The following is a 26,843-nucleotide window of genomic DNA, read 5'->3' on the forward strand; positions in this document are numbered from 1 at the left end:
CCGGCTTGAAGCACGCAAGCGCGTTTTCATTACAGACGAGTTGCAACGTTCTTCTCGCCGAAGCGCTGACTTCACGAGTTGCGCTACTGAAACGGCGATTTCCTAAACTCAGACATCGTTGCTCGGCTACATCTTCTTCCAGTCGCCGATGCATTCGAACGCGTGTGCCGCCCTGTAGATAGTCGCTTCCTCAAAATGACGCCCGATGAGCATGAGGCCGACCGGTAAGCCATCAACCATCCCGCAGGGCAGCGACATGGCCGGATGGTGCGTTATGTTGAACGGCGCGGTGTTCGTGAACATCTCGGTCGAGCGGGCGATGGATTCTTCGCGGCTGACATCGTGGGGCGGGAGCTGCGTTGCCTTCATCGGCGTTGTCGGCATCAGAAGGAGATCGTAGTTCTGAAGAGCCCTGTCGTAAGCCGCGGTTAGTCGGCGCGCGACGTTGACGGCTTTGCCATAATAGCGTGGCCCATATGTGTTGTTGACGTACGTGCCGAGCAGTAGGAACAACTTGGTGTTTTCCGACAGCGCATCCGCTTTCCGACGCCAGCTTCGATGACAGTCCATGAGCGACAGAGAATAAAGGTCGGATCGGCTGATACCGCACCCATCGCCGTACATCATCGTTTGGGTAACGCCTTCGATGCCGATGGGCGTCCAGATCGCGGCACCACGCAGGTGCATTGGAATCGAGACTGTCTCAACAGTAGCCCCGAGGTCCTTGAGGCGCTTGGCCGCTTCCCGGACGCTCTCGTTTACTGCAGCTTCCGCCCCCGCCTGCTCAAAGCCCTCCTTCAGAATGCCGATCCTCATTCCGCGCACGCCTAAGCCAAGCGCCTTGGTGTATTCGCCGACTATGGGCGCTTTGATGCGTGGATCGTAGCCATCGTCTCCAGCTATCACTTCCAATAGCAGGGCGTTGTCCGCCACGGTTGAGGTCATCGGCCCCGTGTGATCGATGACGATTTCCATGGGCATAATCCCTGTATAAGGAACGAGCCCCCAGGTCGGCTTCATGCCGTAGACGCCGCAAAAGGAAGATGGCATGCGTATGGAGCCACCCTGGTCACCGCCAATCGCCATATCTACTTCACCGAGCGCAACGACAACACCGGAGCCGGAGGATGACCCGCCCGCCGAGTAGCCCATTTTGTGCGGATTGTGCACCGGTCCTAACGCGTTGGTATGACTGCCGCCCGATGTGCAAAAGTATTCGCAATGCACTTTGCCGGAGATCTGCGCGCCGGCATCAAGCATGCGCGCAACAATGGTTGCATCGTAGTCCGGTAGATAGCCTTGAAGCGTCGCCGAACCGTTCATCATTGGCACCCCGGCCAACATGATGTTATCTTTCAGGGCGACGGTCTTGCCCTTGAGTTTCCCGGTCGGCGCTCCCTCGACCTTGGCCTTGCGGTACCACGCGCCGTGCAAGTTTTCCTCGGGTAGAGGTTGATAGCCCGGGGTGCGCGGATATTTCACCGGCGGCAACTCGTCGGGGACGGCTTCAATGTATTTGTAGGCTTCAAGCGATTTCTCGATGAGGCCGCGGAAAGAGACAATGTCCGCGTCGGTAAGTGAAAGGCCGCATTGCGCTGCAACAGCTTGCAGCTGCGCTGGTGTGGGCGGGACAACTGACACTTGGCTCTCCTGTCGTTTCCTAAGGTGGAACCCACTCTTCGGTGGCTCATTCGCACAAGAGTAGTGAGTGCAGTTTGGTCGAAGCTACGGCTCGTCATCTGAACTGGGTAAGTTTGGGTAATTCGGCCAAGAAAGATGCGGAAGATCGTGACAACTCTCTGGATGGCATACTTGAGGGCGCGCCTTGAAGGCGCACTTCGCGGCCATACGCTCCCACGGTTCTACGTGTAACGATGGCAAGCAGCCGTCCGATGCCGCGCATGGGTCTCAAGACTGATCAAGCAAGATGCAAGCCCGGGCCGGCCGTTAGGTGGCCCGTCTGGCTGATGGCATCTCGCCGAATGCCTCTCAGCGAGAGAAGCAGGATGGCGCAACGGTGTCCGTGGCTAAGGTTGGCGCCGGCATGTCAGTTTCTCAGCCCCGGCCGCGCAAGATCAGCCATTGCTGAACTGGCGATGCGTGGCACCGGGGCCGGATCTGGAACGAGCCGTTCGCGGGACTTCGGCCCAGAGCCAAACAAGTGACACGTGCACCAAAAGACCGCTTTTGTCGCGTCGACATCGTCGCAGTCAAAGCGCCTTCGGTACGAGCCCGCAAGGGCTCGTGCAAACAGGTTCTACGTTGATCCAGCCACACTATGAGCAAGGGGAGAGACGGATGAATGATGGTGCAAAATTTTCCAAGCGCCGTCTTGGTGGCGCAGCACAAAAGTGAAGCGAGCCGGCGTCGCCACATGCTCACCATCCCGCGTTTGAGAGAAAACGTATTTCCCCACTATCATAACAATGTCGATTACCAGCCTGACGCAATACCATTCGTCGAATTTTACGATCGCAGCGCCCTGGAAGTAGGTGCGTATTTCTGCGACACCGATGTAGAGCGTGGAACTAGACGTACCGTGAAGCAAGGCATCATCTGCGTATAACGCAACAAGATACTCCTTGTGAGAGTTGAAGGTTTGCGCCCAAAGCTCCAGGAAAGCGCGTACATCGTGCATGACTTGGTCGTGGTTCACAGTGAGCGCCTGTTTTCGGAGCGGCAGTGGGTCAGTTCGTTAGTGCCGGCTCATACTGCGTGAATGGTACGGCCGGTGTCCCTCAAAAAAAGACCGCTGCCAGATTTCTCTAACAGCGGCTTAAGTCTAGGGAGGAAAGCAGACGACCGGTCTGCCAGCGGATCGAAAGACTGCCGTTACCAGACGGTGCACCGCAGACTATGAGCGGGGATTTCTGCTTCAGCTTGCAAGGCCTCGACCGACAGTCGGTAACGGTCACGCCGGCCAGATTACGCACGGATCAAGACATTTGCGCGTGGTACAAGCTCCGGCAAGCTGCCATCCAGGAGCGCCCCATGGCCCATCCGTACAATGCTGAGACACCGCCCCCTCCCGAACCATCCTTAACAGCAGATGGTCTAGACCGGGCTAAAACGAGGTATAAGATCGACCAAACGTCCGGATGGGTAGAATTGGGTAGAAGCGGTGAAGACCACGGTCATCTGCAAGCTTGCCACACATCTAACGGCCGCAGCTGACCGCGCGCACTTGAAAATTTACGCGCCGTCCCTGCGAGATCTTCCCGAAGGCTCCATGCTTGTCATGGCAACCTTACCTGTCATCGACTGGAATGCCCGCCTTTTGCAGGACTTGCGCAGGCTCGACAGGCAAACATCAATTCATATTTACGCGGCGATGGTCATGATCGATCCCTTTGCCTGTTGGGAGGATTTTGCCGACTTGCTGAAAGAGGCAGGAATTTCAGGAGTCGTCAATTTCCCGCCTGCATCCATTATTGAGCGGCCTATGGCCGGCATGCCCGTTAATACAGGGCTGGAGCTCGAACTGCGGCGTATGGAATGGTTCGCAAGCCTAGGGTTCAAGATCTTGTTCGCCGCCGCTGAGGATTGTGAAATCACAACTGTGGAGAGGCGACTTGGTTCGCATCTCGAAGGTATTGTGTATTTGCCCGAAGAGGCTCTTGCGCGTAGGATTTGCGACGAAATGGGGTTGATCAGCCTTGGCCAACAGGCATCGTCGATGCCAAGGTTCTCGTTTTTGCATGCGACGGCTTCAAAACGAGCTGTGCGCAGGAAGCGAGGGTAGGCTACTCCAGGATCCGCAGCTTCTTGATCTTGTTGTAGAGCGTCTTCCTTGAAAGCCCAAGAGATTGTGCAGTCTTTCCGCGGTGGAGCCTGTTTCGTTTCAGCCCTTCGATGATCCACTCGCGCTCGGAGAATGCTCCTTTGGGCCGAGCGGGCGACGTCGAGTTCAGAAGCGGCTTGAGGACGTCAGCAGTTATATGCGCGTCTTTCACCATCACCAGTTGATTGACGATCTGGCGCAATTCTCTCAAATTTCCGGGCCAATGGTGGCCCGCTAACGCCAAGAACGCGGACTTCTCTATTGCCAGCGTTTGTGCATTCGAATCCCCCTTGGCTTCGACGGCAAAATGCTGAATGAGCTGTGGAAGGTCCTCGAGCCGGTTTGGCAGGGCGGGAAGCTCTATATCGAGGCCTGCGAACGAGGCGAGAAGTCGCGGACTTAAAACACTTTCTAGACCCGCGCCGCGAGCCACGGTTGCGGTCGCAATGATCCGGGCGCTCGACCGAGCAACGGATGCGCCATTGAGGGGCGTGTAACTGCCAGTCTCAATATAATCGGCAAGTCGCTCCTGCCCGTCCCGCGAAAGCTGGTCGACACGCAGCAGCAAGACGGCAGTATCGCTTGCCGATTCCAGCAGCGACAGTTGGCGTCTCCGGTTCTCATCACGCTCGGCTCCAAACAGCGCCCCGATCGTATCCATTGCCGGTCCCGAGCGGCAATTGAAAAGCACTGCTTTCACGTGCTTGCGATCACTAAAGGAATGAACCAGACTGGCCACCCTTCGTTTGCCTGATCCTGCCTCGCCCCAAACAAGAACAGGGTTGGGATTAGCAGCCAGCCGCTTTGCAGTCTCGAGCACGCGCTTCATGATTGAGGACTGCGCAATGACGCCGTGCCTGAATCCGCTCAACTGGAGCTGACGCTCGAGGAGATCGACCTTCTCTCGCAAGAGATGAATCGTCTTGAACCCGGATGTGACCTCGAGGACCGACATCTCCAACGGGACCCGGTCCAGCGAAGAGCCGCCAATGAAGCCCTGGATGCCTGTTTCGCGGCAAATATCCAAGAGTTCATCAGGTTTCGTGATCGGTCCGCCGCCGAGCAAGCAGATCGCGTTTCGGTCGATGGATTGAGCGACACGCGCAACAGCGCTCGTTCGCGCGGCAAGCTCCGACAGGCTGATCGACAAGTCGCATCCGCTTTCGACAGCGCGGTTGAGATTGAAGTTGATACAGATGGCTTCAGCTCCAGCTTCAACCATGCGCCTTGCTTCGGACTGGGTGCGAGTATAAGCGATGGTCATTAGGCCGCGTTTTGCGGCTTTGACCAGGAGTTCGATTTCCCGCTCGTAGCCAAGACCACCGTTCTCAAGCAACAACCTCCTGTAGTCATCGATGTGGATTACCGAGGGGAAGTTCGTGACGCCGGAAAATCCCCATCTGATGATGCGGTCGAGAAAGCGGTCGATATCCAGCTGCGGATCGAAGGTACAAGCGCCAAAAAATACCGGCAATTTCGTTGAGGGCAGGATCTCGGTCCGGCCGAAGCCCGCCACGAATTCGTTTGTATTGCGGATTGGAAGAATTGAGGCTGGCGAAGAGCCCCCCATCGCGCGAAATCGGCCGGCGTTAAGGGCGAGAACGAAATCCGCGCCCGCCCGTTCGGCCGCTCGCGCGGTCATGCCCGATCCTATTCCAGCCCCAAGCATAAAGGAGCGGGAGTTCCGGAAGAACTGCTTGATCCCGCCGCCCCTTACCTGGTCCGCCCGCGTGTGCATGCCGGCCCGCCTCCTGCAGGGCAGGTCTGAAGGCTAGCTCCAATTTGCGGGCGCGTGCAACCGGCGCAGCGCCTTTCCGTTCGTCACGAACAGGTGGCAGTCCGCCGGCGACGCCGCAAGACGAACCTTGCCAGACCTCTTCTGTGACTCCGGCTTTGGCGCCTTTGCGACCACCGATTCCTTGCCAGCGTTTCCGTAGATGTAGGTGACGCTGCCAAGATGCTCGACGAAATCGACGTCGAGCTCGATCGCGATCTCTTTCCTCTCCGCCGCAGATGGAGAGAAGTCATCGGGGCGAATTCCGAGTGTGATCGGCTTGCCGACGAGCAATTGATCCGGCTGCACGGGGACGGAGACTGTCGCCCCGGCGTCGAGCCTGACGTCCATGCCCGCCTCGTGCGCCGCCTCGATGTGGCCGCCCAGGAAATTCATCTTGGGTGAGCCGATGAATCCGGCCACAAACCGGGATGCCGGATTGTGATAGAGATCGTGCGGGCTTCCCACCTGCTCGATATTGCCGTCCTTGAGCACGACGATCTTGTCGGCCATGGTCATGGCCTCGACCTGGTCGTGAGTGACGTAGATCATGGTGTTTCCAAGCTGCTTGTGGAGCTTGGCAATCTGGACCCGCATCTGCACCCGCAGCTCGGTGTCGAGGTTGGACAGCGGCTCGTCAAACAGAAACACCTTGGGCTCGCGCATAATGGCACGTCCAATCGCCACACGCTGCCTCTGCCCGCCCGAGAGTTGTCGAGGCTTGCGGTCGAGCAGGTGAGCGATCTGCAGCAGCGATGCGATCTCCGCGACCCTGATATCAATCCTGGCTCTCGCTACTTTGGCCATACGCAGAGGGAACGCGAGGTTTTCGCGCACGCTCATGTGCGGATAAAGTGCGTCGCTCTGAAACACCATGCCAAGGTTTCTGTCAGCCGCATCAACGTCGTTGACGACTTCGTTGTCGATCAAGAGCCGCCCGCCACTGATACGCTCCAGGCCTCCAATCATTCGCAACAGCGTCGACTTGCCCGATCCCGAAGGTCCGACGAACACGACGAACTCGCCGTGATCGATGGTGAGATCAATGTTCCGCAGGATCTGGATTGTCCCATAGGCCTTGTTGACGCCTTCCAAACGAACATCGGCCATCAGCCTCTCCTCTCTCGTTGGCGTCCAGCCAGCGCCGGCCACATTCCAATCTCTGCCAGGCTGGAGACGATAAAATCAGGTGGCACCAGGGATGGGTCTTCGCGGGGCGGCACGCCGGTCGTGACCAGCACCGTCGAAAGACCAGCTCGCTTGCCAGCCTGAATATCCGTCGCAATCTGGTCTCCGATCATCATCGTGGCGCTGCGCGCGGTCCCAAGACGCGCGATTGCGGTTTCGATCATGTGCGGCTCGGGCTTACCGACAATGAGAGGCTCAACCTTCGTAGCAGCAGCCACAGCGGTGATCGTAGCTCCCGCCCCTGGCTCGAATCCACCTGCTGTCGGCAAGAGGAGGTCGGGATTGGTGCCGATGAATGCTGCTCCATTCAGGATGGCGTCGACTGCAATCCGCATCTTTTCATGGGTGATCTGACGGTCGAGCCCCATGACCACAGCTTGAGGCTTTCGATCGGTCACCTCGAACCCCATCCCGGTTACAGCCCTGACAAGAGATGGCGCGCCGATGACAAACACGCGCATGAAGTCCGGGTATCTCGTGCGGATGAGTTCGGCGGCCGTAATGGCGCTCGTGACCACGTCTTTCGGTGCGATGGAAAGCCCAAAACTCTCGAGTTTGCGAACAATATCCTCCGGCGTATGGGTGGAATTGTTCGTCACGAAGCACAACGGCACACCGGCCGCTTGCCAAGCTGCAAATGCCTGGATGGCATCGACAATCGCATCGTTTCCGCGATAGGCGACACCATCGAGATCCGAGATGATCCCTTCGACCGGCGGCCAGTTGAGGAATCCACCTGCCTTAGCCATTCATCAGCATCCCGCCGTTCACGTGAACGATCTGCCCGGTCATGTAGGAGGCCGCAGGGCTTGCGAGAAACACGGCTAACCCCGCGATATCATCCGGCACGCCTACCCGGCCCAAAGGGATCCGGCCACTATGGCGGGCTTCGGTCTCCTCCCGGGGACGCCCGTGCATGGGCGTGTCGATAATGCCAGGGGCGATTGCGTTGACATTGATCTTGAGCGGCGCGCATTCGTAGGCGAGCAGCTTGGTGAGATCGTGGACGATCGCCTTGGACAAGCAGTAGTCGGCGCCGCCAGCCTGATAGTTGAAGACTGCACCTTGCGAGGACAGCGAGGAGCCGACATTGACGATGCGGCCGCCCTTGGTTGTCATGAAGCGCTCGATCGCGAGCTTCGAGCAGCGGAGGATTGCGACCGAGTTGATCTGGATTGTGCGCTCAATCTTCTCCGCACTGCCGTTCAGGAGCGGCTGGGCAGATTTAACGCCGGCATTGTTGACGAGCACGTCGAGCCGGCCGAAGCGCGTGGCAATTTCGTCGAGGACTCTGGCAACATCTTCCTCGCGCGCGACGTCCATCGCCATCGGCAATACGCCATTGCCAAAACGCAGGCTTGCCAGTGTGTCTCTAAGGCTTTCGAGATTGGCGTCGGTGGCAACGACGTTGGCCCCTCCTGCCCGAAACGCATTCACAATGGCAGATCCGATGCCGCCCCCTGCCCCTGTCACGAGCACCGTTCTGTCTGAGACTGAGAACTGTTCGGTCATTCCAACTCCAAGATCGTTTGTGACTTCAGAAACTCGTCAACCGCCCCCGCGGTCGGCATGGAACTTTGAGCTCCGCGCCGCGTCACGCACAGTGCCGCTACGGCCAGCGCTCTCTTCACCGCATCCCTTAAAGGCAGCCCTTGGGCGAGGGACGCTGCGAAAGCACCGTTAAAAGCATCTCCTGCGGCCGTGGTATCAACGACCTTGACCGGAAAGGCAGGCAGGGCAAAAGAGCGTTTTGCATCGGCATAATAAGCCCCTTTTGCACCGAGGGTGATCAGCGCGGCAGCTGGCCCGAGATCAAGAAGCCTCACGGCCGCGTGGACGGCACTATCGAAGTCAGTGACTTCGATCCCTGTGAGCTCAAAGGCTTCCGTCTGGTTCGGCGTGACGAAGTCAACGCTTGCCCACGCGGCCGGTGAAAGCCCGGGCCTGACCGGCGCCGGCTTGAAGATGAGTTCAAAACCCTTGTCCGCCTTCATCTCGAAGAGCCGATTAAGGGCCGAGATCGGCAAACCCATTTCAGCGACGACGATTGCGTCGGGCTCGATGAATTCGGCCGCGCTCTGGACCATGTCCGCCGTCACGTTCAGATTGGCACCAGGATCTATGACGATCATGTTGGAGCCATCGTCTCCGACCATGACCAGCGCCGAGCCCGAGACTTCCCCCCGCGCGATCCCGATTGCCTCCGTGCAAACGCCGGCCTCTCGCAGCGACTGGAGCAGGGAGCGACCAACATCGTCATCGCCGAGACGCGTGTAGAAATGTGGCTTGAGGCCAAGCCGGGCGGCAGCAACGGCCTGATTGGCGCCCTTGCCTCCGGGGTAACGGGTCAAGCCGCCCATCAGGCTTTCACCCGGAGTCGGCAGCCGCTCGACATTGAAGCAGAGATCGAGATTCGTCGTTCCGAAGAACATCAATGGCCTGGTGTTCATTTTACGGCACCGAAGGTGAGGCCGCGTTCGAGGTGACGCTGGCCAATGACGATCAGGATGACGGGAATGATCATCGTCACGACGAGCCCGGCCGCCATGACGGGATAGAACTGCACGCCCGGATTGAGCAGCTTGAGTAGCGCGACGGTCACCGGCGCCTTGGTCGAGCTCAGGATCAAGCCGAGCGCGAAGTTGTGCCAGGCCAGCAGAAAGATGAGCAATGAGGCTCCGATCAGTCCTGGCTTCAACAGTGGCAGCACGATGTGCAGCACGACGCGAACGGGTTTGGCGCCGTCCATGGCAGCCGCCTCCTCGATGTCCTTGGGAATGTCCTCGATGTAGGAGCGGCTCAGCCAGACGATCATCGGCAGTGTGACGACCTGGTAGACCCAGATCATGCCGAGATAGGTGTCATATAGTCCGATGGTCTGGAATACGCTGAAGAGCGGGATGACGACCAGGAGAACCGGGGCAAAGCGGAATCCAAGAATGAAGAACGCAATGTCCTCTTTGAGAGGTATGTCGCGCCGCGCCAGCACGTAGCCGGCCGGCACGCCCACGAGCAGAGACACGATGACCGAGCCCAGCGCTATGACGACGCTGTTGGTGATCGGCGTCAAGAAATCGACTTTGATGGTGCCATAGCTGGTCGCCCCCGCCTGGGCGACATCAAACAGCACGCGAAAATTCTCCAGGGTCGGCGAGAACAGAAAGGTCGGTGGCCAGGTCATGACTTCGGCCTGCTGCTTCAGCGACATCATCAATATCCAGACTAGTGGAAAGACCAGGATCAATGCGCAAATGCCGACCAACAGGTTGAGGATCAAATTGGTGGAGGTCGCGCGTTTAATTCGCATACGCTGGCTCTTCAGCTGACGCGCTGGCGAACAAAGCGCCAGAGCTTGACCATGGCGAACGTCCCGACTAGCACGATCAGCCAATTGACCACCATCAGTGCGGCGCCACGCCCAAAAGCGAGATTCTGGAACGCGGTGATGTAGGCGCGTACCGAAAGAACGGAGGTGCTGTTGCCGGGCCCGCCTTGGGTTGTCCCGAAGATGATGTCGAACTGGTTGAGAGACTCGATCAGCCGAAACACCGCCGCGATCAGAATGTAGGGAGCAATCAGAGGCTGCTCGATGTGCAGAAAGGTCGCCAAGCCCTTCGCACCGTTAACGCGCGCGGCTTCTCTCACCTCTTCATTGATGCCCTGAAGGCCGGCGAAGATGATGAGTGCGAAGAAGGGCGTGTAGGTCCATACGTCGATCAGGACCAGGGAGAACATTGCAGTGTTTGGATCCGAGATCCAAGCAAAGCGGCCAATTCCTGCAAGGGACAGCAAGTAGTTCATGATGCCGTTCTGCGGGTCCATCATCGTTGTCCACATGAGCGCAACGCTCATTGGAGGCAGGACGAGTGGCAGGAGAATGACGGGCCGCATCACACGCGCAAGGATGATTTCGGTTGCGAACAGCTTCGCAAGTACGAGTCCGAATACAGCCTGCGCAAGTACCGCCGATCCAGCGTAGACGAGGGTGGCACGAACGCTGTTCCAAAAATCGTCCGTCTTGATCAGCGCGGCGTAATTGGTAAGGCCAATAAAGTGGACCAGTGGCCGGCCGAACTTGAGATCCGTCAGGGACTGAAATACGCCGTAGAAGAACAGGAACAGAAAGCCAAGAAGGATCAAGACCGCCGGCGCGATCGCGGCGATGCTCCACCAGTCAAGGCGGGACCCCACGGTGACTGCCTCATCTTTCGACGAGGCAAGCTGACCGGTCGAGGACTGGAGCGTCACGATTGCATCGGATCTTTGAAAATCCATCTCACTCTCTGAATGCATAGGCAGCGTTGATGCTCGCCCCCCCCCCCGGGCGCTTCACATCGACGAACGGATCTCGGAGGCAAGGTCGGTCAGCGTTGCCTTCACATCCGCTCCATTGACCATCTTCTGCATCGCCACCGCCCAGGCATTCATTGCTTCGGCAAAGCCGACGCGAGCTGTAAAGGCCAGTTGCGCCTGGTCCTGCACGCTCTTGAACGTGTCGACGAAGTTGTTGAATTCAGGCTTTGCCGCGTATTCGAGCCAGGCCTTGTCGCTCCAGGTCGAGGCGCGCGGAGAGTTGACGAGCTTGCCGGCAACGGCACCGTTCAGCTCGACTTGCTTGGAGGTCGCCCATTGGATGAAGAGCCAGGCCGCGCCCTTCTTCTGGGAGGCGGCATTCATCGCCAGAGACCAGATCCAGATGTTGGATTCGAAGTTCTTGCCGTTCGGTGCGCGCAACGGTGGTGCAAAGGCGATCTTGCCGGAGGCGGGCTTGCCGGCGACGTCGTTCCAGAAACCGAACATGTTGGAATCGATCGCCATGGCGGTCCGCCCTGAATTGATGCCTTCGACCACCTGGTACCAATTGTCGTTAGCAAAGGAGGGCGCCGCGCACTTCTTGATCATGTCCACATAGTCCTTGTGGAAAGCGATCGACTCGGGTGAGTCGAGGCCCGTGTCGAGCTTGCCGTCCTTGACGATGAAATCGTGCACGCCATAGGACCTGGCAATCGAGATCGCAGCCGTGTGGATGCTGCTCCAGAACCGCACACCGCGGACGCCAAGGGGCGTAATCGTCGGATCGGCAGCCTTCAGCTTTTCGCATGCCGCGGACATCTCCGGCGGGGTCGTAGGGACCTTGATGCCATACTTGTCGAGGATGTCCTTCCGTTAGAACAGTTGGATATTCTCGAAGCCATGCGGAATGGCCCACACCTGCCCGCTTCCCGGCTCGATCTGGCCTTCCTTGACCTTCCAAGTCAGCGCCTCGCGCAATGCAGGGAAGAAATCCTTGTAGTCGTAGCCGGCTGCCGTGAGTTTCGGATCGCTCAGGTAGCGGTCGAGCGGCTCAAGCAACTGGCCAGGTGCAAGATCCCAGGCGGGCTGAATGCCCGTACCGACAACGTCCCAGCTTGGCGATTTCGTGCTGAGCTGGATCGTCAGCTTATTCCAATAGGCATCGTCCGGATAAAGCTCCGGCGTCACCTTGATGCCGGTGAGCTTCTCGAATTCCGGCAGCTGGGCTGCAACCGCGTCAGCATATGGATGAATATCGGAGGCCCAGACGATCGACGTGCCTTCGAACTGGCGCCAGTTGATGTCGTCTGCCTTGGCGTGGGTAAGCGCCATGGCCGTTCCGGCCAAAAGCGTGGAGCAGATCAGAACTCTTCTGGTAGAACTAGCGGAATGACCGCAAACAACGGCTAGCGTCCTTGGCATGATTCCCTCCGATGGGCTCTTTGGCCCGCAAACCACGCGCCCCTCCTCTATTCAGAGGTCGCAGTATCGGAAGGCTAACCCTCATTATCCCGGCGTAAGCGGCATTTCACATTCTGATTGGGTAAGGTTGGGTAACTGGAATAATCTGTAAATCAGAATGCGATCGTAGCTTGGAGCAAGCGTTGCTCAAGCCAGACCGCTCCAACAAACTGCTGGGACGGGCGCTAGATATCCGGTGTCTCTTTCGCCAGGTGCACGATGCCGAGCGGCCGATGCGATTGAACGTCCGCGCCATTGGCTGCAGGCAAACAGCCATCGATCCCTACGCCCGTTTCTTGAGCTGGTGTGCGAACGTTTATCGGGGCCTCTAGAGGCGCGGCCCTGAGTACCCGCATTTCGCCGGGTCTTCTTTGACGGCGCGCGCAATGACAACGGGAACCGCCGATAGCAATTGACACTGTCGCATTCAAAATCGCGGCGCTCCTGGTCCGCCCGATGAATGATTAGGATCGGGAAACCGAGCATTGCTCGGTCGGAGCTTGGTTCTTAGGATAGTCGCAGCCCGTCTTTTGCTAGCAGATTGCAACGCGGAGGTTGTTGGTCGCACCTATTTGTCCAAACGGTACGCCAGAGACCACGACGGCCAAGTCACCAGCTTGCACGTAGCCTTCATGGCGTGCTGCCGCAGCGGCCATCCTCGTCATATCCTCATAGTTGGAGGGGTCATCAGAAACGACACTCTGCACGCCCCACAAGAGACACATCCGCCTTGCGACCCTTGCATCCGGAGTGAGAGCAAGAATTGACACCGGCGGTCGCTTGCGAGCGATCCGCGCGGCTGTGGTCCCGCTCGCAGTGAACCCGATGATCGCCCTTGCATCGATGGCGGCCGCAAGGTCTGCTCCAGCGGCAGCGACTGCATGCGGTGGCGTAATCTCGACGTCAGCCTGGGAGGCTTGGAGGATCGAACGATAGAGGTGATGCCGCTCCGTACTTCTAATGATTCTATCCATCATGGCGACCGCTTCGATCGGATAGGCACCGCTTGCCGTTTCAGCAGACAGCATGAGTGCATCTGCACCGTCATAGACAGCGGTCGCTACATCGGACGCTTCGGCACGCGTGGGCGTCGGGGCGGCCACCATCGAATCCAGCATCTGCGTTGCGACGATTACGGGCTTTCCAGTTCGCCGACAGGCGCGGACGAGTTCCTTTTGTCGACCAGGGACCTGTTCAGGCGGGATTTCGACGCCGAGATCACCGCGCCCGACCATGAGAGCGTCTGACAACTGAATGATATCGTCGATGCGATCAAGCGCCATGGGCGTCTCGATTTTGGCGACGAGGCCCGCTGCTTCACCAATGAGGGCCCGCGCCTCGATCAGGTCTGAAGGCTTCTGAACAAATGACAGCGCAACCCAGTCGACACCGAGCTCCAGGCCGAAGGCGAGATCGGCGCGATCTTTCTTGGTGAGGGGCGAGATATCGAGCGACGCCCCCGGCAGGTTTACGCCCTTATGATCGCTGATCACACCTCCGGCAACGACTCGCGCAACGATCTCGTCGTCCCCGGGTCTTTCGACACTCAGGCGCACGCGACCATCATCAATGAGAAGGTCTTGGCCAGGGTGTGCGGCCGCGAATATTTCCGGATGAGGCAGCGGAATCGATTGCTTTCCGCCTGCCCTGCGCTCGATCACAAATCGAACCGTTTCACCGGCATGCAGAGCCAGCTTGCCACCTTGAAGGGAGCCGATGCGGATTTTTGGTCCTTGTAGATCTTGCAGCACGCCGATTGGCGTGCTGAATTCTCGCTCCAGATCCCGAATCGCGGCATAGACCTTTGCATGATCGTCGCGGGATCCGTGACTAAAATTTAGCCGGAACGTATCGGCACCCGAGAGGTAAAGAGCGCGGATCCTGTCGGGTGCGGCAGTCGCTGGGCCAACGGTTGCGACGATCTTAGCAAGGCGCGAGCGACGCATCTTGGACGCTCCAACTTCAGAGGATAGAACCCGTGTGAATGAAGTTCGAATGCCGCCCCTCGACGATGGCGTTGAGAATTTCTCGTGAGGGGTCCGTATACTTCGCTGCCACCATGGATCGGATGGAAAACGAACGCAGCGCATCTGCGACCGACAACGTCCCTTCGGCGGAATCCTTCCTCCCGGTGAACGGGAACACATCCGGACCGCGCTGGCACTGGCAATTCAAATTGACGCGACAAACCTGGTTTACGAGCGAATCCGCTATGCGAGCGATCGCGTACGGATCGCGAGCGAATAGGCTCACTTGCTGGCCATGTTCGGAGGTTGTCACGTAGTCGAGCGCTACATCGACGTCGTCGAAACTCGCGATGGGGATGAGCGGACCGAACTGCTCTTCCCGGAAAAGCCGCATGGCCGGGATCACAGGATAGACGACCGCGGGATAGAACAGAGTACCTGCCGCCGTACCGCCGCCAGGGTTGAGGATGCCGGCGCCTTTGGCTAACGCGTCCTCCAAGAGCGCGGTCATCTGCGTGACCTTCTGGAGGCTGGGCAAAGGTGTCAAAGTGATACCCGGAGCCCATGGCATGCCGATCGTCAGTTTGTTCATCAGCGCCAGGAACTCCGATATGAAGGAGTCGATGACATCGTGGTGGACGAGCAGCATCTTCAAGGCCGTGCAGCGCTGGCCGTTGAAGGAAAGTGCACCTGACAGACATTCGCTTGCTGCAAGGGACAGGTCGGCGTCTGGCATGATGATGGCCGCGTTCTTTGCATCGAGCCCGAGAATGGCGCGCAGGCGGTTGCTTTTCGGGTGAACCTTCTTGAGATGGTCCGCCACTCGGCTCGAACCGATAAGCGTGAGGACATTGACTTTGCCGGTCTCGACCAGCGCCGGTACGATTTCAGCACCGTCACCATAAGCGAAATTGACCACTCCCGGCGGAAACGCATTGCGAAAGGCTTCCTGGAGCGGTTCGAACAGGAGCACGCCATTGCGCGGCGGCTTGAAAACAACGCAATTACCCATCACTAGGGCGGGAATCAGCGTCGCGAACGTTTCGTTGAGTGGATAATTGTAAGGTCCCAAGCAGAGCACGACGCCCAACGGGGTCCGACGGATAAGGCCAATCACTCCATCGACGATCTCGAACTGAGAGCTGGTGTTGTCAAGGTTGCGGAACGCTTCGATTGTTTGTTGGATATAGTCGACTGTGCGGTCGAACTCCTTTTCCGAATCCGCGAGCGACTTGCCGATTTCCCACATGATGAGACGTGTGACCTCGGCGCGGCGTGCACGCATCCGGGCAAGAAATCTCTGCATCGCCTTGATGCGTTCAGGAACGGGCATGGTCGGCCAAGTACCGCGCCCATTGTCGTAGGCGGCCACGGCGGCGTTGAGAGCAACCATGGCCGCCTCGACATTACCGAAGGGATGGCTGCCGATCCGCATCTGGCTCAAACTTCCGTCACGCCCGCGTACCATCACGGGCGAGAGCACGTCCTTGATCGGTCCCGTCCAGTTGCAGATTTTCCCGTTGATCAGAACGGTCCGCTGTTCAATCGACGCGATAGCAAACTCGCGCAAATCCGCGTCGTTTTCGGACGGGAAAAGTAGGGTCAGATCGTCACGAGTCATCACATTCCCAAAATCAAGAGCCCATCCGCGGAAGACAAACGCAAAATAAGGCAGATCGCGATGCTTGCCGCGAGCTCTTCGATTGTCCGCATGACGAGCGTGGGGACTATGCACCGAGCAAGGCCATCTTATCGGTAAGGGACTTAGAACAGCCTTTGAACCGTTGCGTCCGGTAGCGGCGCCTCCGAGCAACTCGAGGCATGCCCTGCGGCCTCCATGCTCAAGTTCCAGAAGCGACGTTTTTTTGCTCGCGAGGCGACGACGCAAGGATGTTGGCTACCGCACGATGGGCGAAGACGATCGCAGGACCAATGGTGATGCCTGCTCCGGGATAGATCCCACGCATCGGGGAGGTCATGTCATTGCCGCAAGCATAGAGTCCTGGAATTGGTTTCCGCTGTGCGTCCAGAACCCTTCCTACAGTATCGGTTGCCAGTCCTGTCGCTGTTCCGAGCGTTGCAGGCACGATGCGCAGCGCTACGAACGGACCTTTTCTTATAGGTCCGAGATTTGGATTTTTCGTCCCGACAGATGAATCACCTAGGGTACGGTTGAAAGCCGACTCACCACGTTTGAAGAGTGGATCGATGCCGGAGGCGGCGTGTGCGTTGTGTTCCTCGACCGTGCTTTGGAGCGCACCCGGGTCCACTCCCAACTGCTTCGCCAGCTCCGGGATTGTTCGCCCGACTTTGATATAGCCGAGACGCGCATATTTCCCAATGCTCAAGGTCCAGGGCCAGGGGAGCAAGTAACCCATACCTCTCAAGCGGACGAAATCGCGGTCGCAGACGAAATAGAAGCGGTTATCCGCAGGGTATCCGTTTGCGAACATCGCCAAGCAGATGTCGTGATAGGAATTGGATTCGTTGACAAAACGCTTGGCATTTGGACCAACGGCGATAACCCCCGGGCGACCGCGGTCAAGCCAGCCGTACGGGACCACCTGGGAACCACGGCGAGTCTTTAAAATCGACACCGGCGTCCAGAAGCCGGCAGAGGCGACATGGTTGTCAATCCCGGCCCCGACCTTTGTCGCAAGGCCAATACCGTCACCCGTTACGTCGGAATGGGCCAGCGTATCCTCGTGCTGGTGCGCGCCGCTTAGCTCGGCTCTTAGGCGAGAATTCCGAGCAAAGCCGCCGGTAGCCAGGATTACGCCATGCAAAGCCCGCACATGAACGCCAGAGCCATTTTGCCTGATGATTGCGCCTGTGATTCGTCCTTCTTCTTTGATGAGGTCGAGCAAGGGTGAGCTCGGCCATACTTCTGCGCCGTAGCGGCGCAGGCTGACCAGCAACCGGGCGATCAAGGCATTGCCCCCGCTCAACTCAGTACCGCGCCTGTAAGATAGCCGATCCTGCGCATAGCGACTGATGCGACGCAGAACGAGTCTGAGCGAGGCAAAGGATTGGAAGGGATTGAGGAAGCTTCTCACCTCGCTGGATGAGATCATCATTCCGCCGAGCACAACGCGGATGGGATCGCCGATCAGATCGAAGTCGGCTCCGAGAAGGCGCCCATCATAGGGAGCCGGGCTCAGTGCCCGGCCCTTGTCGACGCCGCCGATCTGGCTCGAATGATAATCGGGCGCCGAGGCCAGCGTGAAGTTGACCTCTGTGTCGTTCTCGAGTTCGCGCAGGGCCGTTGGGCCATCCTCAAGATAGGCGTCGACAAAATCTGCCCGATAGTATTGGCCTAGCTCATGCTGGAGATAGGTCTTTGCTTTGGCTATGGAATCATCGATCTTTGCAGACCGTGCCTGGGCTGAACAAGGAACCCAGATCATCCCATTGGACAGGGCGGTCGTGCCGCCCAGCCGCGCGGATTTTTCGCAGATCATCACTCGCAGCCCGGCCTTTGCGGCGTAGAGGGCAGCCGACAGCCCGGCTGCACCGCTGCCGATCACCAGGACGTCTATTTCCCAATCCCGATCCATCCTCGATCCGTCTCGGACGGGGAATGCGATCGTGTTATGCTTGCCTGACTTGTTAGTCTGCGTTGCCATGCCAGCCTCGCTGCACGTGATATGATGGGAGGTCAATGATTGCGACCGAGCGGCACGGCTTTGAACTCCTCAGCCGCCGCCTTCACTGCCCGTTCGATCGGGATTCTTTCGATGGACGAGGCGCCAACGAAACCCACGCATTGCGTTGATCGGTACACCACGATCGTATCCTCCGGCTCCGCGATTGCACCGCCATGGCAAAGCAGGATCACGTCCGGCCGGACCGCCTTGGCAGCTGCATTGATTTCGTTGATACGTCTGATCGCATCTTGTATTGGCTGTCCCTCCTCATGGCCCACCAGGCCACCCCGGGTCGCGCCGACATGCGGGACGATGCAGTCGGCTCCACTACCCGCCATCGCTTTGGCGTCGTCAGGGCTTGCGACATAGGCAAGCGAGAAGATGTTCTTCTTGCGCGCAGCCGCGATCATCTCGACTTCGCGTTCGAAGCCGAGCCCGACGCGGCCGCGGCGGTCGCGCCATTTGTCGCCCATGGTGGAGATGGTCGGATAGTTGATCACGCCGGAGAAGCCGGCCGCCCAGAATTTGTCGAGCAACGCATCGAGATCGAGCCGAACGGGATCCCAGGCCTCAACGCCGCCGATCACGGGGATGGAAGAGACAACGTTGCGGATTTCTGCGGCAAGCTCGAGCGTGCGCGCGTTGGAGTCTCCGATCCGGCTGGTCGGAAGCCCCATCAGGCGCGACAGCCCGGTAGAGTAGACCACCAGCATGTCCGCGCCCCCGAGGACAGCGCATTTGGCCACCAGGCCGCAGCTGCTGCCTGCGGCAAGAACCGCCTTCCGTTCGGCTAGCTGTCCTGCGATCCTGGTAAGAATTTCGGTCCGATCAAACATCCGCATTGGATGAGCCTCCTTCCCGCAACTGTTCCAGGATCCACGTCACGGCAGCCTCGGCGAACTCGGGATCATTGATGTGGCAGTTCAACTCGCGGGCGATGATCGACGGCGGCAGATTGTGCCTGACCGCATCGAACCAAGCCCTGTCGGCACCGGGATTGCGAAAAATGCCGCCGTCGCGGTCGTAATCGGATACGCCCTTCGCTGGCCAAAGTACGATGGCGGGGCCCTTCGCGCCGTACAGACGCTCGGCCGTAAGCCGGCCGATGCTTTTGTTCTCCGACGCCGTCGTGCGCATGAGCGTCGTGTACGGAGTGTGAGAATAGAATTGGCGCCCCCGAAACTGCGCAGGGACGCTTGAGGGCGAACCAAAATTGACCATATCGACTGCCCCGGGCGCGATCACTTGCGGGACCAGGCGGCGCGAAGCCGCCTTGAGCCGATCCGGACCGGCGCTAGCCGTGCCGCCGAGGAGTTCATCTGCGAGCTCTGTTGTGGTCAGATCGAGGACAGCATCGAACTCACCGGCATCGACCAGCTGCTCCATTTTGCGGCCGCCAGCTCCGTTGGCCGGAAAGACGATCGCATCGAGGCCTGCCTCACCAAGACGCGCCACGCACCAATTTGCCGCGGCAGTCGTTACGCCGAACGCCGTGATCGCAACAGTCTTCCTTTTCCGCCGATGCTCGGTTGGCGCATACTGCATCGCCGCGATCGCGCGACCTGCATTTTCGAGGACTCTTTCGGTAAACGCGTTGATCCCGAAGAGATCGACCAATGTCGGATAGAGGATGATGTCGTTGTGGACCGCCAATTCGGCGAGAAGTGCTGGCCTGGCGCTGCTCACGAGCAGCTTGGGGAAGCCATAAGGCAAATCAGATACGACTTCGCCGAACACCGCACTCCCCTTCCCACCGGCGACCCCGACGATCGCGCCGATCGCGCCTGATTGCAGAAGGTCAACAACTTTGCTGCGCGTGCTGGTGGCGATCTCTTTCAAGAGCTCCGCAGGCGAGTGTACACGAGCACCGTTACTATCGGTTTGATTGTCCCCGACAATGAAGCTTGATGTACCGACGTCGATTAAGAGGGTCTTGCGGCCGCACGCTTCGATAATGCCCGCGAGGCAAGACGCTTCGCGTCCCTTGGTATCCAAGGTCGCCACAATCGCGACGGCGCCCGCAAGCTCGGACGAGTTACCATCCCGGACCAACCTCTGGCCGTCCGCGTAATGGTGAGACACCACGTTCCTCCCAAATCATCATTCCAAGCACCAATCGTCTTAGGCCGGGCTGAAACGGGATATAAGCTTGGCGAAGGGTGCAATTGGGTAAGATTGGGTAGATGCGTCGGTGCCGACAACGTCTAGCACGCCTCAGGCATCTTCCTGCAAATCTACACACCGTCCGTGCGCCTTCAGAAGGCGCGGCTCGATCGTGTCCCTGCTGCGGTCCGGAACCAAACGCGCCGGATGTCCGGAACGCATCAAGCAGGGCATGTACGCGACATTCGCCCACAGGACAGCAACCTAATCCTCTGGTTTGCGCTGGCTCGATTTCTGCACGGCACTGCCGAGATCGACTGGATAGGAGGCGCGCTCATGCGCATCTGCGGTATCAAACTTACGCATGACGGAGCGATCGCCCTTGTCGAGGATGGACGACTTGTTTTTTGCATTGAGCAGGAGAAGCGAGGCAACAACCCGCGCTATCAAGCCATTGACAACCTCGATGCAATTGGCTCCGCTTTGGCGGAGCACGGTTTGGATCCGCGAGATATTGATCAGTTCGTCATTGATGGCTGGATTGGGGACGTAGAGTCGCAGTTCGAAGTCCTCAGTGGTGTGGCGCCTGTCCTCCTCAAAGGAGGGCCGTATCTTGAACGCCATGCCGATGGCCTCCTCACTTCACGCGATGGCTCCGGGCTAATTCTCGGCGGCAAGGCCTTCCACTATACAAGCTATCCCCATGTCGCAAGCCACGTGGCCTCCGCATACTGCACGAGTCCCTTTGCTAAATCAGCAGAGCCCTCGTTTTGCCTGGCATGGGATGGCAGCACCTTTCCACGCCTTTATCATGTTGGGCACGAAGGCGCCCGATTTCTCGAATGCCTATTTCCGATCACTGGCCATGCTTATGCATCGGCCGGCCATCACTTCGGACCGTATAAGCGGGCTGACCGCACCAAGTGGGATCTGGGTGTTGCTGGCAAGCTGATGGCCTACATTGCGCTCGGGTCTGTCGACGAGGACATCGTGGCAGAGTTTCAGGAGCTTTACGCGGACAGCTTTGCGGCCGATACCGAGTTTGCCAAGCATTACAGGGCCGCAGCCTCCCGCGGGGCTCTGCAGGACCACCTCGATTTGCGCGCAATTGTTCACGATTTCTTCGATACCATGGCGCTCCGCTTGAAATCCAAGCGACCGGAAGATGTACTTGCATCATTTCATTGCTTCCTCGAGCGCCTGCTCGTCAGCGAGATGACGATCGTCCTGCAGCGGCATTCGCACGTTCCGGGGTCACGGAATCTGTGTATAGCCGGCGGCTGCGGTCTCAATATCAAGTGGAACAGTGCCTTACGCGCATCCGGTCTTTTCGATTCAGTTTGGGTGCCGCCGTTTCCGAACGACAGCGGCTCTGCAATTGGAACTGCCTGCTGCGCAATCGCGGCGCGGAAAGGTTTCATGGCTCTGGAATGGTCGGTCTACAGTGGGCCGGCGCTGCGCCGTGGTGAGATCCCGACCAAATGGGAGGACGCCCCGTGCAGTATGCTCGAACTTGCGACGGTGCTTGCCGGCAACAAGTCGGCCATTTTTCTAGCCGGGCGCGCCGAGCTCGGGCCACGAGCGTTGGGCAGCCGCAGTATTCTGGCAGCTGCGACGTCGCCGGGAATGAAGGACTACCTCAACGAGATCAAGCTTCGCGAGCACTTCCGCCCAGTCGCGCCCATATGCCTGGAAGATCGTGCGCCGGAGATTTTTAGTCCCGGAACGCCGGATCCTTACATGCTTTTCGATCACCAGACACGACCAGAATGGCGGGACAAAATCCCCGCTGTTGTACATCTCGATGGATCGGCGCGATTGCAGACGATTTGCAGGACCTCTCAGCACAAAGTCGCCGAGCTTCTCGTCGAATACGAAAAGCTCACAGGCATTCCGCTGCTTTGCAATACGAGTGCAAACCACCATGGACGTGGGTTCTTCCCGCATGTCGCAGCAGCCTGCGAGTGGGGACGCGTCGATAACGTGTGGTGTGATGGCCACATCTGGACCAAGAAGGCTGACAGCTGAGTGTCGGCGCCCCATCCGCGTCCGTTCATGGTCAGCGTAGCAATCAATCTAAGCTGCTGGATGGATTTTTTGACCGTCCCGGCTCGCCGTCACCGAGAGGGCCAGGCCAGCTGTGCCTAAACGTGCGGACCAGAGCGACGGCGGATCGTGGCTAGAGCATTCGCTGATCTAAAATGGCCCATGGATCGGATTCGCGATTTGACTACCCTCATTCAAAGTCCGGCATCTTTGGGGGTCCGGGATCTTGCGCGCTGAAGTCACTGCGGCTCGCGCGCAGGACGCACTGGCACCTTTGCGCTTACCCATCGCAGCAGGGACAGCCCTGGCCCGTCGGGCCCATGCTGATCCCAGCGTCTTTGATGATTCTTCCTTCTTCGATTTTTCGGCTGCGTTCATTCTCGATAATGTCGGCGATTTCCTTACGCTGCTGCGAATTGAGTGAAAGGTATCCTTTCAAGACCGACTTCGTTGAATTGTCCAATACATCCCTCCTCCATAGACCGGGCAGGGTTTCAAAACTTTCTTGGGGCTCCTACCGCGTCCAGCATCAGCCCAGCAGGTCGATCCTGCCGGTTTCGAGCCGGTATAGGCCCCCGACTATCTTCAGGGTGTTCTGCTCAATGGCCGAGCTCAAAATCGGGCTGGCCGATTTGAGCTTATTGACGTTATCGATCACATTCTGCCGGATCGCATCGGCGGGCGAATCACCGGTTTGCTGCCGAGATCTTCTTACTGCAGGATCAAGCGCGGCAACGAGAGACGGAATATGCCCTGGCGCCGGCTTACCCTCGTCAAGCCACTTGATCGTGGCGTCTATCGCGCCGCAATGATCGTGACCAAGTACCAAGATCAACGGCGTGCTTAGTGCGGCGACTGCATACTCCATGCTAGCGAGCGCGTTATCGTCGGCGAAGTTGCCGGCAAGGCGGCACACAAACAAATCACCAAGTCCGCTGTCGAAGGCAATTTCGGGAACTACACGAGAATCAGCGCAGCTCAAAACCGCCGCATATGGATTTTGACCATCGACTAAAAGTTGGCGTTCGCGCTTCAGATCGCGCACTCGCGATGCGCCCTGCACATAGCGATCGTTACCCTCCATGAGGCGCTTCAGCGCAAGATCTGGCGAGAGCAGGTTATCAGGCTTGGGCGGCGAACTTGCATGCTTCGCATCCACAGTACTGGCGTCGAACGGCAGGATGATTGCCGATAAAGCGAATAGCAACAGGGAGCGGCGCGACGGCGCGACGGTGATTGGAGAGGACATGATCCGGGAATGGCCTGCATGCATGTGTATCACATTCATCGCGTGGCCCTACGCCATCCGGCGGCTTCGGCCTCCGGCTCGCTGCAGAACCAGCGTTCGGCCGGCTTCTTCGTCATGTCGATTTGTCCGTAACTGAGTTGCTCGGGCAAGTGATAAATGCGCTTGCCGTTGCGATCCACGGTGCCCTTTATCAGACACTCGGGCGAAGGCGGCTCCGATAGCAGAGCGGATCCGAGCAGGAGTTCCTGAGCGTCGTTTGGCACCGACCTCACGCCGACGATGATCGTTCCCTTGTTGCGGCGCCGCCAGTCCCAGGGCGCGATGAACGCTCCAGACCACAGGCCCGCATAAGCGTTGCTCGCCCTCACCTCATGGATAACGTAGATGTTGGTAGATGAAGCGGATGACAGTGCCCAGCCCGAGCTGACCATCCAGGCGTTCATGTCCTGGCCTTCGATGAAGCAACTGCCGAGTGACCTGCCGTACTTATCGACTCCAGCGGTTTGACAATCCCACGTTCGCCCATTCGAGTACCTGATAAGCGCGTCGCGAGCAGCTACCCCGCAAGCCCACTTGTGGCCATGGGCGTCGAGGCAAATCTGGTCAGTCTCAGGCGCCTCGATACCCGAGAGCCGAATCCTGGTTTGCTCGATCTCGATTGTATTTGCATCGAGGATGTGCGGAGAGCCGCTGAGTTTGGCCGCGCAAACCGGAGATGTGATGATAGCGAACAACGCTGCCATCATTACGCGGTGTTTCATTCTTGCAACCTTTCGCTCTTGATTGATCGGCTCGGGAAATCGTACGATCCGGCGCCGCCACGTTCGAATGCTTGACTGCACCGGTCCGTCCATCTAGCCGGCATCGTAGACGCTTGCTCTGTGAAAGCTGGAGGGTTTTCAGCTTACGATCTGACGCAGCGTGAGGTTCAAGCGATTTCTTTTGAATGCATTTGCGATGTGCTTGTGGCATCTCTCTCTAAGCCCACTTAAGGCGAGCCTGTACGACCCGCAGACCAATCGTACCTATGCGGAGACGGCGGCACGTTACCGCACCGCCATATTGCCGGCGCAGCTGGCAAGCCGCGTGACAAGGCCAAGGTCGAGCAGGCGGTCCTCATGGTCGAGCGCTGGCTGCTCGGACGGCTGCGCCATCGGACCTTCCACAGCCTCGCCGAGGTCAACGCGGCGATCGGCAAGCTGCCCCCCTTGCGGAGCTAAAGCGCTCTTATGGTACCTCAAGAGGTCTCGGCGATTGACCGCCAGGTTGCTGGATTGCGGTGAGAGTGCAGAAGAGTTCTCGTTGCCTCTGCCGGTGAACGCGATGTCGTTCGCAGGTCCATGCGCTTTTTGAAGAGCACAGTTCAAGACGGATCCAACGAGGCGGCCTTTCCGACGCTGGCGGTCTCATCGTTGTCTGATGAAGGAGACCGTCCGACGTCGATGCGAGTAGCATTCTCCATAACATCGGCCGGCTGGTCAGCCGCCGTTGGGTCATTCTCGTCGTGCCCTTCCCATGAAAAAACTCAGCGCAGACGAGTGGCAGATTGCGCCGGCGCCAGCTTTGGCCATGCCCCCTCGGTGATTCGCATTAACGGGCCGCGACCTTCTGAAGTCTAAAGCCACCTCTTAGCGGGTTTGATTCTTACCTCTCGCTCGGTGATGGGGGTACCAAACAAAGTACGTCACGTCCTTGGCAAGGCCCTCCGACCAAAGCCTACGTACAAATACCTAGTGGCTTCTACTTAGGGGAAACATCCAAATGTCGCGCTTCGTCCGTAGCGGCCAATCTGCGTCCATCTATCTTCTCACGATGGGGTGCCGACATGCAGCTTCACGCTGACGTTTCTGCCCAGATGAGGCGTCATCTGACCAGCGTCGTGCGAGGCCCTGCTCGCACGGAGGGACCGTTTGGCATGATCGGGGCGCCGATGCGTTTCGCGCGCAATAGCGAGATCTACGGCGAGGAAGAGGCGCAAGGTGACGACCACCGGCGGCGTGCGGCTGCTCGACCGTTCGCTGATCATTGCCGCGCAATGGTCCTCGTTCGGCGCCAACAACAACCTGCCGGCGGGCTATCTGCCCTCGACCGGCTACGAGCTCGTCAACCTCTATCTGACCTGGAACGCCACCAAGGACATCACCTTCACGGCGTCGATCGACAATCTCTTGAACCAGTACTACCGGCCTTACGCCATTCCGGGCAGCTCGACCGACGGCACGTCGCAGAACGACGTGCTGTGGTCGAGCCCGGGTCCGGGCAGGGTCTACAAGGCCGGACTCAGGATTCACCTAGGTGGAGCGTAACGCGAGACGCCGATCATTCCATCCAGGTTGCTCCGGCCGCGCTGGTGCCCCCGGCGCGGCCTTGGCGTATTCCTTGGCGCGTTCATGTTATTAACGAGATCAACCGGCAGGATCCAGGCATCCGCCGTCATACAGGAGAGAGTTTTCATGTTCATCGCAATGAACCGGTTCCAGGTGATCAAGGGCAAGGAGCAGGCGTTCGAGACGGTCTGGAAGACGCGCGAATCCTATCTCGGCGATCTGGCTGGATTCATCGAGTTTCACCTGGTGAAGGGCCCCGAGGCCGAGGATCACACGCTCTACGCGACCCACACGGTGTGGGCCAGCAAGGCGGCGTTCGAGGACTGGACCAAATCCGATGCGTTCCGCCGCGCCCATTCCCGCGCCGGCAACGAGACCGGCGGCAGCCTCTATCTCGGGCACCCGAAATTCGAGGGCTTCGAGGTGCTGATCACCGAGCGGGCGAAGAGCGCGGCGGCGTGATGGAGGCGGTCGTGCCTGATGCGGAGTTTGCAGGGCTGAAGGCGTATATGGCCGACAATCCCGGCGCGGTGATCGAGGACGTTGCGCGCGAGCGCGGGGTGACGCCGCGCGCGGTGCTCGAGGCGCTGCCCGAGAGCATGGTGCGGATTGGCCCCGGCGAGTTTGCGGCCGTCATGCAGGACATCGCGGAATGGGGCGAGGTCACGCTGATCGTGCATACGGATGATGCGATCTTCGAGTTCACGGGCCCAATTCCCGCGGGCGAGATCGGCCGCGGCTATTTCAACCTGATGCAGCCGAAGGGATTGCACGGCCATCTCCGCCACGAGCGGTGCGCGGCCGTTGCCTTCGTCGAGCGTCCCTTCATGGGCAAGGTTTCGGCGTTCATCGCCTTCATCAATCGCGACGGCGGCATCATGCTCAAGGTGTTCGTCGGCCGCGACGAGACGCGCGCGCTGCGCGGCGATCAGCTGGTGCGCTTTCGTGCGCTGGCGGACCGCCTCGCGCCGCAGGCGGGCTGACAGTTTTTCTTTTCCTCTCCCCGC

General features: G+C 58.9%; 21 protein-coding genes and 3 pseudogenes. 7 read left to right on the forward strand and 17 right to left on the reverse strand.

What is annotated here, in order from left to right; genetic code table 11:
- Positions 1-126 precede the first annotated feature (126 nt).
- The gene (locus RX327_RS30675) at positions 127-1,641 is read right to left on the reverse strand and encodes an amidase (protein ID WP_317248027.1); all 1,515 of its coding nucleotides are present in this window, start codon (positions 1,639-1,641) and stop codon (positions 127-129) included.
- Positions 1,642-2,257: 616 nt separating this feature from the next.
- Entirely contained in the window at positions 2,258-2,638 is a 381-nt protein-coding gene (locus tag RX327_RS30680; RefSeq protein ID WP_317248028.1) for a nuclear transport factor 2 family protein, read from the reverse strand.
- A gap of 483 nt (positions 2,639-3,121) precedes the next feature.
- On the opposite strand from RX327_RS30680, the gene RX327_RS30685 reads away from it, so the two are divergent.
- The gene (locus RX327_RS30685) at positions 3,122-3,742 is read left to right on the forward strand and encodes a hypothetical protein (protein ID WP_317248029.1); all 621 of its coding nucleotides are present in this window, start codon (positions 3,122-3,124) and stop codon (positions 3,740-3,742) included.
- A 1-nt stretch (position 3,743) separates the two neighbouring features.
- Here the strand turns inward: RX327_RS30685 and RX327_RS30690 are convergent, their stop codons facing one another.
- The 13 genes and pseudogenes from RX327_RS30690 to RX327_RS30750 form a co-directional block, all read right to left on the reverse strand.
- Complete coding sequence (locus RX327_RS30690) at positions 3,744-5,423, reverse strand: phosphoenolpyruvate hydrolase family protein (protein ID WP_317248030.1); 1,680 nt, start codon at positions 5,421-5,423, stop codon at positions 3,744-3,746.
- A gap of 129 nt (positions 5,424-5,552) precedes the next feature.
- Complete coding sequence (locus RX327_RS30695) at positions 5,553-6,668, reverse strand: sn-glycerol-3-phosphate ABC transporter ATP-binding protein UgpC (protein ID WP_317251354.1); 1,116 nt, start codon at positions 6,666-6,668, stop codon at positions 5,553-5,555.
- Positions 6,665-7,492 carry an HAD-IIA family hydrolase gene (locus RX327_RS30700; RefSeq protein ID WP_317248031.1) on the reverse strand — a complete coding sequence of 276 codons (828 nt, stop codon included), beginning with the start codon at positions 7,490-7,492 and terminating at the stop codon, positions 6,665-6,667. Before RX327_RS30700 ends, RX327_RS30695 begins: the two co-directional genes overlap by 4 nt.
- On the reverse strand, positions 7,485-8,255 hold the full coding sequence (locus tag RX327_RS30705) for an SDR family oxidoreductase (RefSeq protein WP_317248032.1): 771 nt from the start codon (positions 8,253-8,255) through the stop codon (positions 7,485-7,487). The genes RX327_RS30700 and RX327_RS30705 overlap by 8 nt, the downstream gene beginning before the upstream one ends.
- On the reverse strand, positions 8,252-9,193 hold the full coding sequence (locus RX327_RS30710; RefSeq protein WP_317248033.1) for a ribokinase: 942 nt from the start codon (positions 9,191-9,193) through the stop codon (positions 8,252-8,254). The genes RX327_RS30705 and RX327_RS30710 overlap by 4 nt, the downstream gene beginning before the upstream one ends.
- Complete coding sequence (locus RX327_RS30715; RefSeq protein WP_317248034.1) at positions 9,190-10,050, reverse strand: carbohydrate ABC transporter permease; 861 nt, start codon at positions 10,048-10,050, stop codon at positions 9,190-9,192. The genes RX327_RS30710 and RX327_RS30715 overlap by 4 nt, the downstream gene beginning before the upstream one ends.
- An 11-nt stretch (positions 10,051-10,061) precedes the next feature.
- Entirely contained in the window at positions 10,062-11,018 is a 957-nt protein-coding gene (locus RX327_RS30720; RefSeq protein WP_317248035.1) for a sugar ABC transporter permease, read from the reverse strand.
- Between the two features lie 54 nt (positions 11,019-11,072).
- Positions 11,073-12,458, reverse strand: a pseudogene (locus tag RX327_RS30725) (ABC transporter substrate-binding protein).
- Between the two features lie 572 nt (positions 12,459-13,030).
- Positions 13,031-14,443 (reverse strand): pyruvate kinase, encoded by a 1,413-nt coding sequence (gene pyk / locus RX327_RS30730; protein ID WP_317248036.1) that lies wholly within the window; start codon positions 14,441-14,443, stop codon positions 13,031-13,033.
- A gap of 16 nt (positions 14,444-14,459) precedes the next feature.
- Positions 14,460-16,085 carry an NADP-dependent glyceraldehyde-3-phosphate dehydrogenase gene (locus tag RX327_RS30735; protein WP_317248037.1) on the reverse strand — a complete coding sequence of 542 codons (1,626 nt, stop codon included), beginning with the start codon at positions 16,083-16,085 and terminating at the stop codon, positions 14,460-14,462.
- A 220-nt stretch (positions 16,086-16,305) separates the two neighbouring features.
- Entirely contained in the window at positions 16,306-18,090 is a 1,785-nt protein-coding gene (locus RX327_RS30740; protein WP_317248039.1) for an FAD-dependent oxidoreductase, read from the reverse strand.
- A gap of 32 nt (positions 18,091-18,122) precedes the next feature.
- The gene (locus tag RX327_RS30745) at positions 18,123-18,953 is read right to left on the reverse strand and encodes a phosphoenolpyruvate hydrolase family protein (protein ID WP_317248040.1); all 831 of its coding nucleotides are present in this window, start codon (positions 18,951-18,953) and stop codon (positions 18,123-18,125) included.
- Positions 18,940-20,193 carry a Tm-1-like ATP-binding domain-containing protein gene (locus RX327_RS30750; protein WP_317248041.1) on the reverse strand — a complete coding sequence of 418 codons (1,254 nt, stop codon included), beginning with the start codon at positions 20,191-20,193 and terminating at the stop codon, positions 18,940-18,942. The genes RX327_RS30745 and RX327_RS30750 overlap by 14 nt, the downstream gene beginning before the upstream one ends.
- A 357-nt stretch (positions 20,194-20,550) precedes the next feature.
- On the opposite strand from RX327_RS30750, the gene nodU reads away from it, so the two are divergent.
- Both nodU and RX327_RS30760 read left to right on the forward strand, forming a co-directional pair.
- The gene (nodU, locus tag RX327_RS30755) at positions 20,551-22,242 is read left to right on the forward strand and encodes a nodulation protein NodU (protein WP_317251355.1); all 1,692 of its coding nucleotides are present in this window, start codon (positions 20,551-20,553) and stop codon (positions 22,240-22,242) included.
- A 244-nt stretch (positions 22,243-22,486) separates the two neighbouring features.
- Entirely contained in the window at positions 22,487-22,684 is a 198-nt protein-coding gene (locus RX327_RS30760; protein WP_317248042.1) for a hypothetical protein, read from the forward strand.
- Between the two features lie 105 nt (positions 22,685-22,789).
- Here RX327_RS30760 and RX327_RS30765 read toward each other — a convergent pair whose 3' ends face one another.
- The gene (locus RX327_RS30765; protein ID WP_410712205.1) at positions 22,790-23,533 is read right to left on the reverse strand and encodes a carbonic anhydrase; all 744 of its coding nucleotides are present in this window, start codon (positions 23,531-23,533) and stop codon (positions 22,790-22,792) included.
- Positions 23,534-23,544: 11 nt separating this feature from the next.
- The gene (locus RX327_RS30770; protein WP_317248044.1) at positions 23,545-24,270 is read right to left on the reverse strand and encodes a thermonuclease family protein; all 726 of its coding nucleotides are present in this window, start codon (positions 24,268-24,270) and stop codon (positions 23,545-23,547) included.
- A gap of 226 nt (positions 24,271-24,496) precedes the next feature.
- On the opposite strand from RX327_RS30770, the pseudogene RX327_RS30775 reads away from it, so the two are divergent.
- The 4 genes and pseudogenes from RX327_RS30775 to hutX form a co-directional block, all read left to right on the forward strand.
- Positions 24,497-24,711 (forward strand): annotated as a pseudogene (locus RX327_RS30775) (IS21 family transposase); the annotation flags it as partial.
- Between the two features lie 771 nt (positions 24,712-25,482).
- Positions 25,483-25,815, forward strand: a pseudogene (locus RX327_RS30780) (TonB-dependent receptor); the annotation flags it as partial.
- 147 nt (positions 25,816-25,962) lie between these two features.
- A complete protein-coding gene (locus tag RX327_RS30785) occupies positions 25,963-26,298 on the forward strand; it encodes an antibiotic biosynthesis monooxygenase (RefSeq protein ID WP_317248045.1) in 336 nt (111 codons plus the stop codon).
- The gene (gene hutX, locus RX327_RS30790; protein ID WP_317251356.1) at positions 26,298-26,819 is read left to right on the forward strand and encodes a heme utilization cystosolic carrier protein HutX; all 522 of its coding nucleotides are present in this window, start codon (positions 26,298-26,300) and stop codon (positions 26,817-26,819) included. Before RX327_RS30785 ends, hutX begins: the two co-directional genes overlap by 1 nt.
- Positions 26,820-26,843 lie beyond the last annotated feature (24 nt).

Source organism: Bradyrhizobium sp. BEA-2-5 (assembly GCF_032918025.1).
Lineage (GTDB): Bacteria > Pseudomonadota > Alphaproteobacteria > Rhizobiales > Xanthobacteraceae > Bradyrhizobium > Bradyrhizobium pachyrhizi.

What these genes read in the sequence shown, in the direction of transcription:
- RX327_RS30680 (WP_317248028.1), bottom strand. Translation starts at nt 2,638, where the DNA reads ATGCACGATGTACGCGCTTTCCTGGAGCTTTGGGCGCAAACCTTCAAC.
- RX327_RS30690 (WP_317248030.1), bottom strand. Translation starts at nt 5,423, where the DNA reads ATGACCGCGCGAGCGGCCGAACGGGCGGGCGCGGATTTCGTTCTCGCC.
- RX327_RS30700 (WP_317248031.1), bottom strand. Translation starts at nt 7,492, where the DNA reads ATGGCTAAGGCAGGTGGATTCCTCAACTGGCCGCCGGTCGAAGGGATC.
- RX327_RS30705 (WP_317248032.1), bottom strand. Translation starts at nt 8,255, where the DNA reads ATGACCGAACAGTTCTCAGTCTCAGACAGAACGGTGCTCGTGACAGGG.
- RX327_RS30710 (WP_317248033.1), bottom strand. Translation starts at nt 9,193, where the DNA reads ATGAACACCAGGCCATTGATGTTCTTCGGAACGACGAATCTCGATCTC.
- RX327_RS30715 (WP_317248034.1), bottom strand. Translation starts at nt 10,050, where the DNA reads ATGCGAATTAAACGCGCGACCTCCACCAATTTGATCCTCAACCTGTTG.
- RX327_RS30720 (WP_317248035.1), bottom strand. Translation starts at nt 11,018, where the DNA reads ATGGATTTTCAAAGATCCGATGCAATCGTGACGCTCCAGTCCTCGACC.
- pyk (WP_317248036.1), bottom strand. Translation starts at nt 14,443, where the DNA reads ATGCGTCGCTCGCGCCTTGCTAAGATCGTCGCAACCGTTGGCCCAGCG.
- RX327_RS30735 (WP_317248037.1), bottom strand. Translation starts at nt 16,085, where the DNA reads ATGACTCGTGACGATCTGACCCTACTTTTCCCGTCCGAAAACGACGCG.
- RX327_RS30740 (WP_317248039.1), bottom strand. Translation starts at nt 18,090, where the DNA reads ATGGCAACGCAGACTAACAAGTCAGGCAAGCATAACACGATCGCATTC.
- RX327_RS30745 (WP_317248040.1), bottom strand. Translation starts at nt 18,953, where the DNA reads ATGCGGATGTTTGATCGGACCGAAATTCTTACCAGGATCGCAGGACAG.
- nodU (WP_317251355.1), top strand. Translation starts at nt 20,551, where the DNA reads ATGCGCATCTGCGGTATCAAACTTACGCATGACGGAGCGATCGCCCTT.
- RX327_RS30765 (WP_410712205.1), bottom strand. Translation starts at nt 23,533, where the DNA reads ATGCATGCAGGCCATTCCCGGATCATGTCCTCTCCAATCACCGTCGCG.
- RX327_RS30770 (WP_317248044.1), bottom strand. Translation starts at nt 24,270, where the DNA reads ATGAAACACCGCGTAATGATGGCAGCGTTGTTCGCTATCATCACATCT.
- RX327_RS30785 (WP_317248045.1), top strand. Translation starts at nt 25,963, where the DNA reads ATGTTCATCGCAATGAACCGGTTCCAGGTGATCAAGGGCAAGGAGCAG.
- hutX (WP_317251356.1), top strand. Translation starts at nt 26,298, where the DNA reads ATGGAGGCGGTCGTGCCTGATGCGGAGTTTGCAGGGCTGAAGGCGTAT.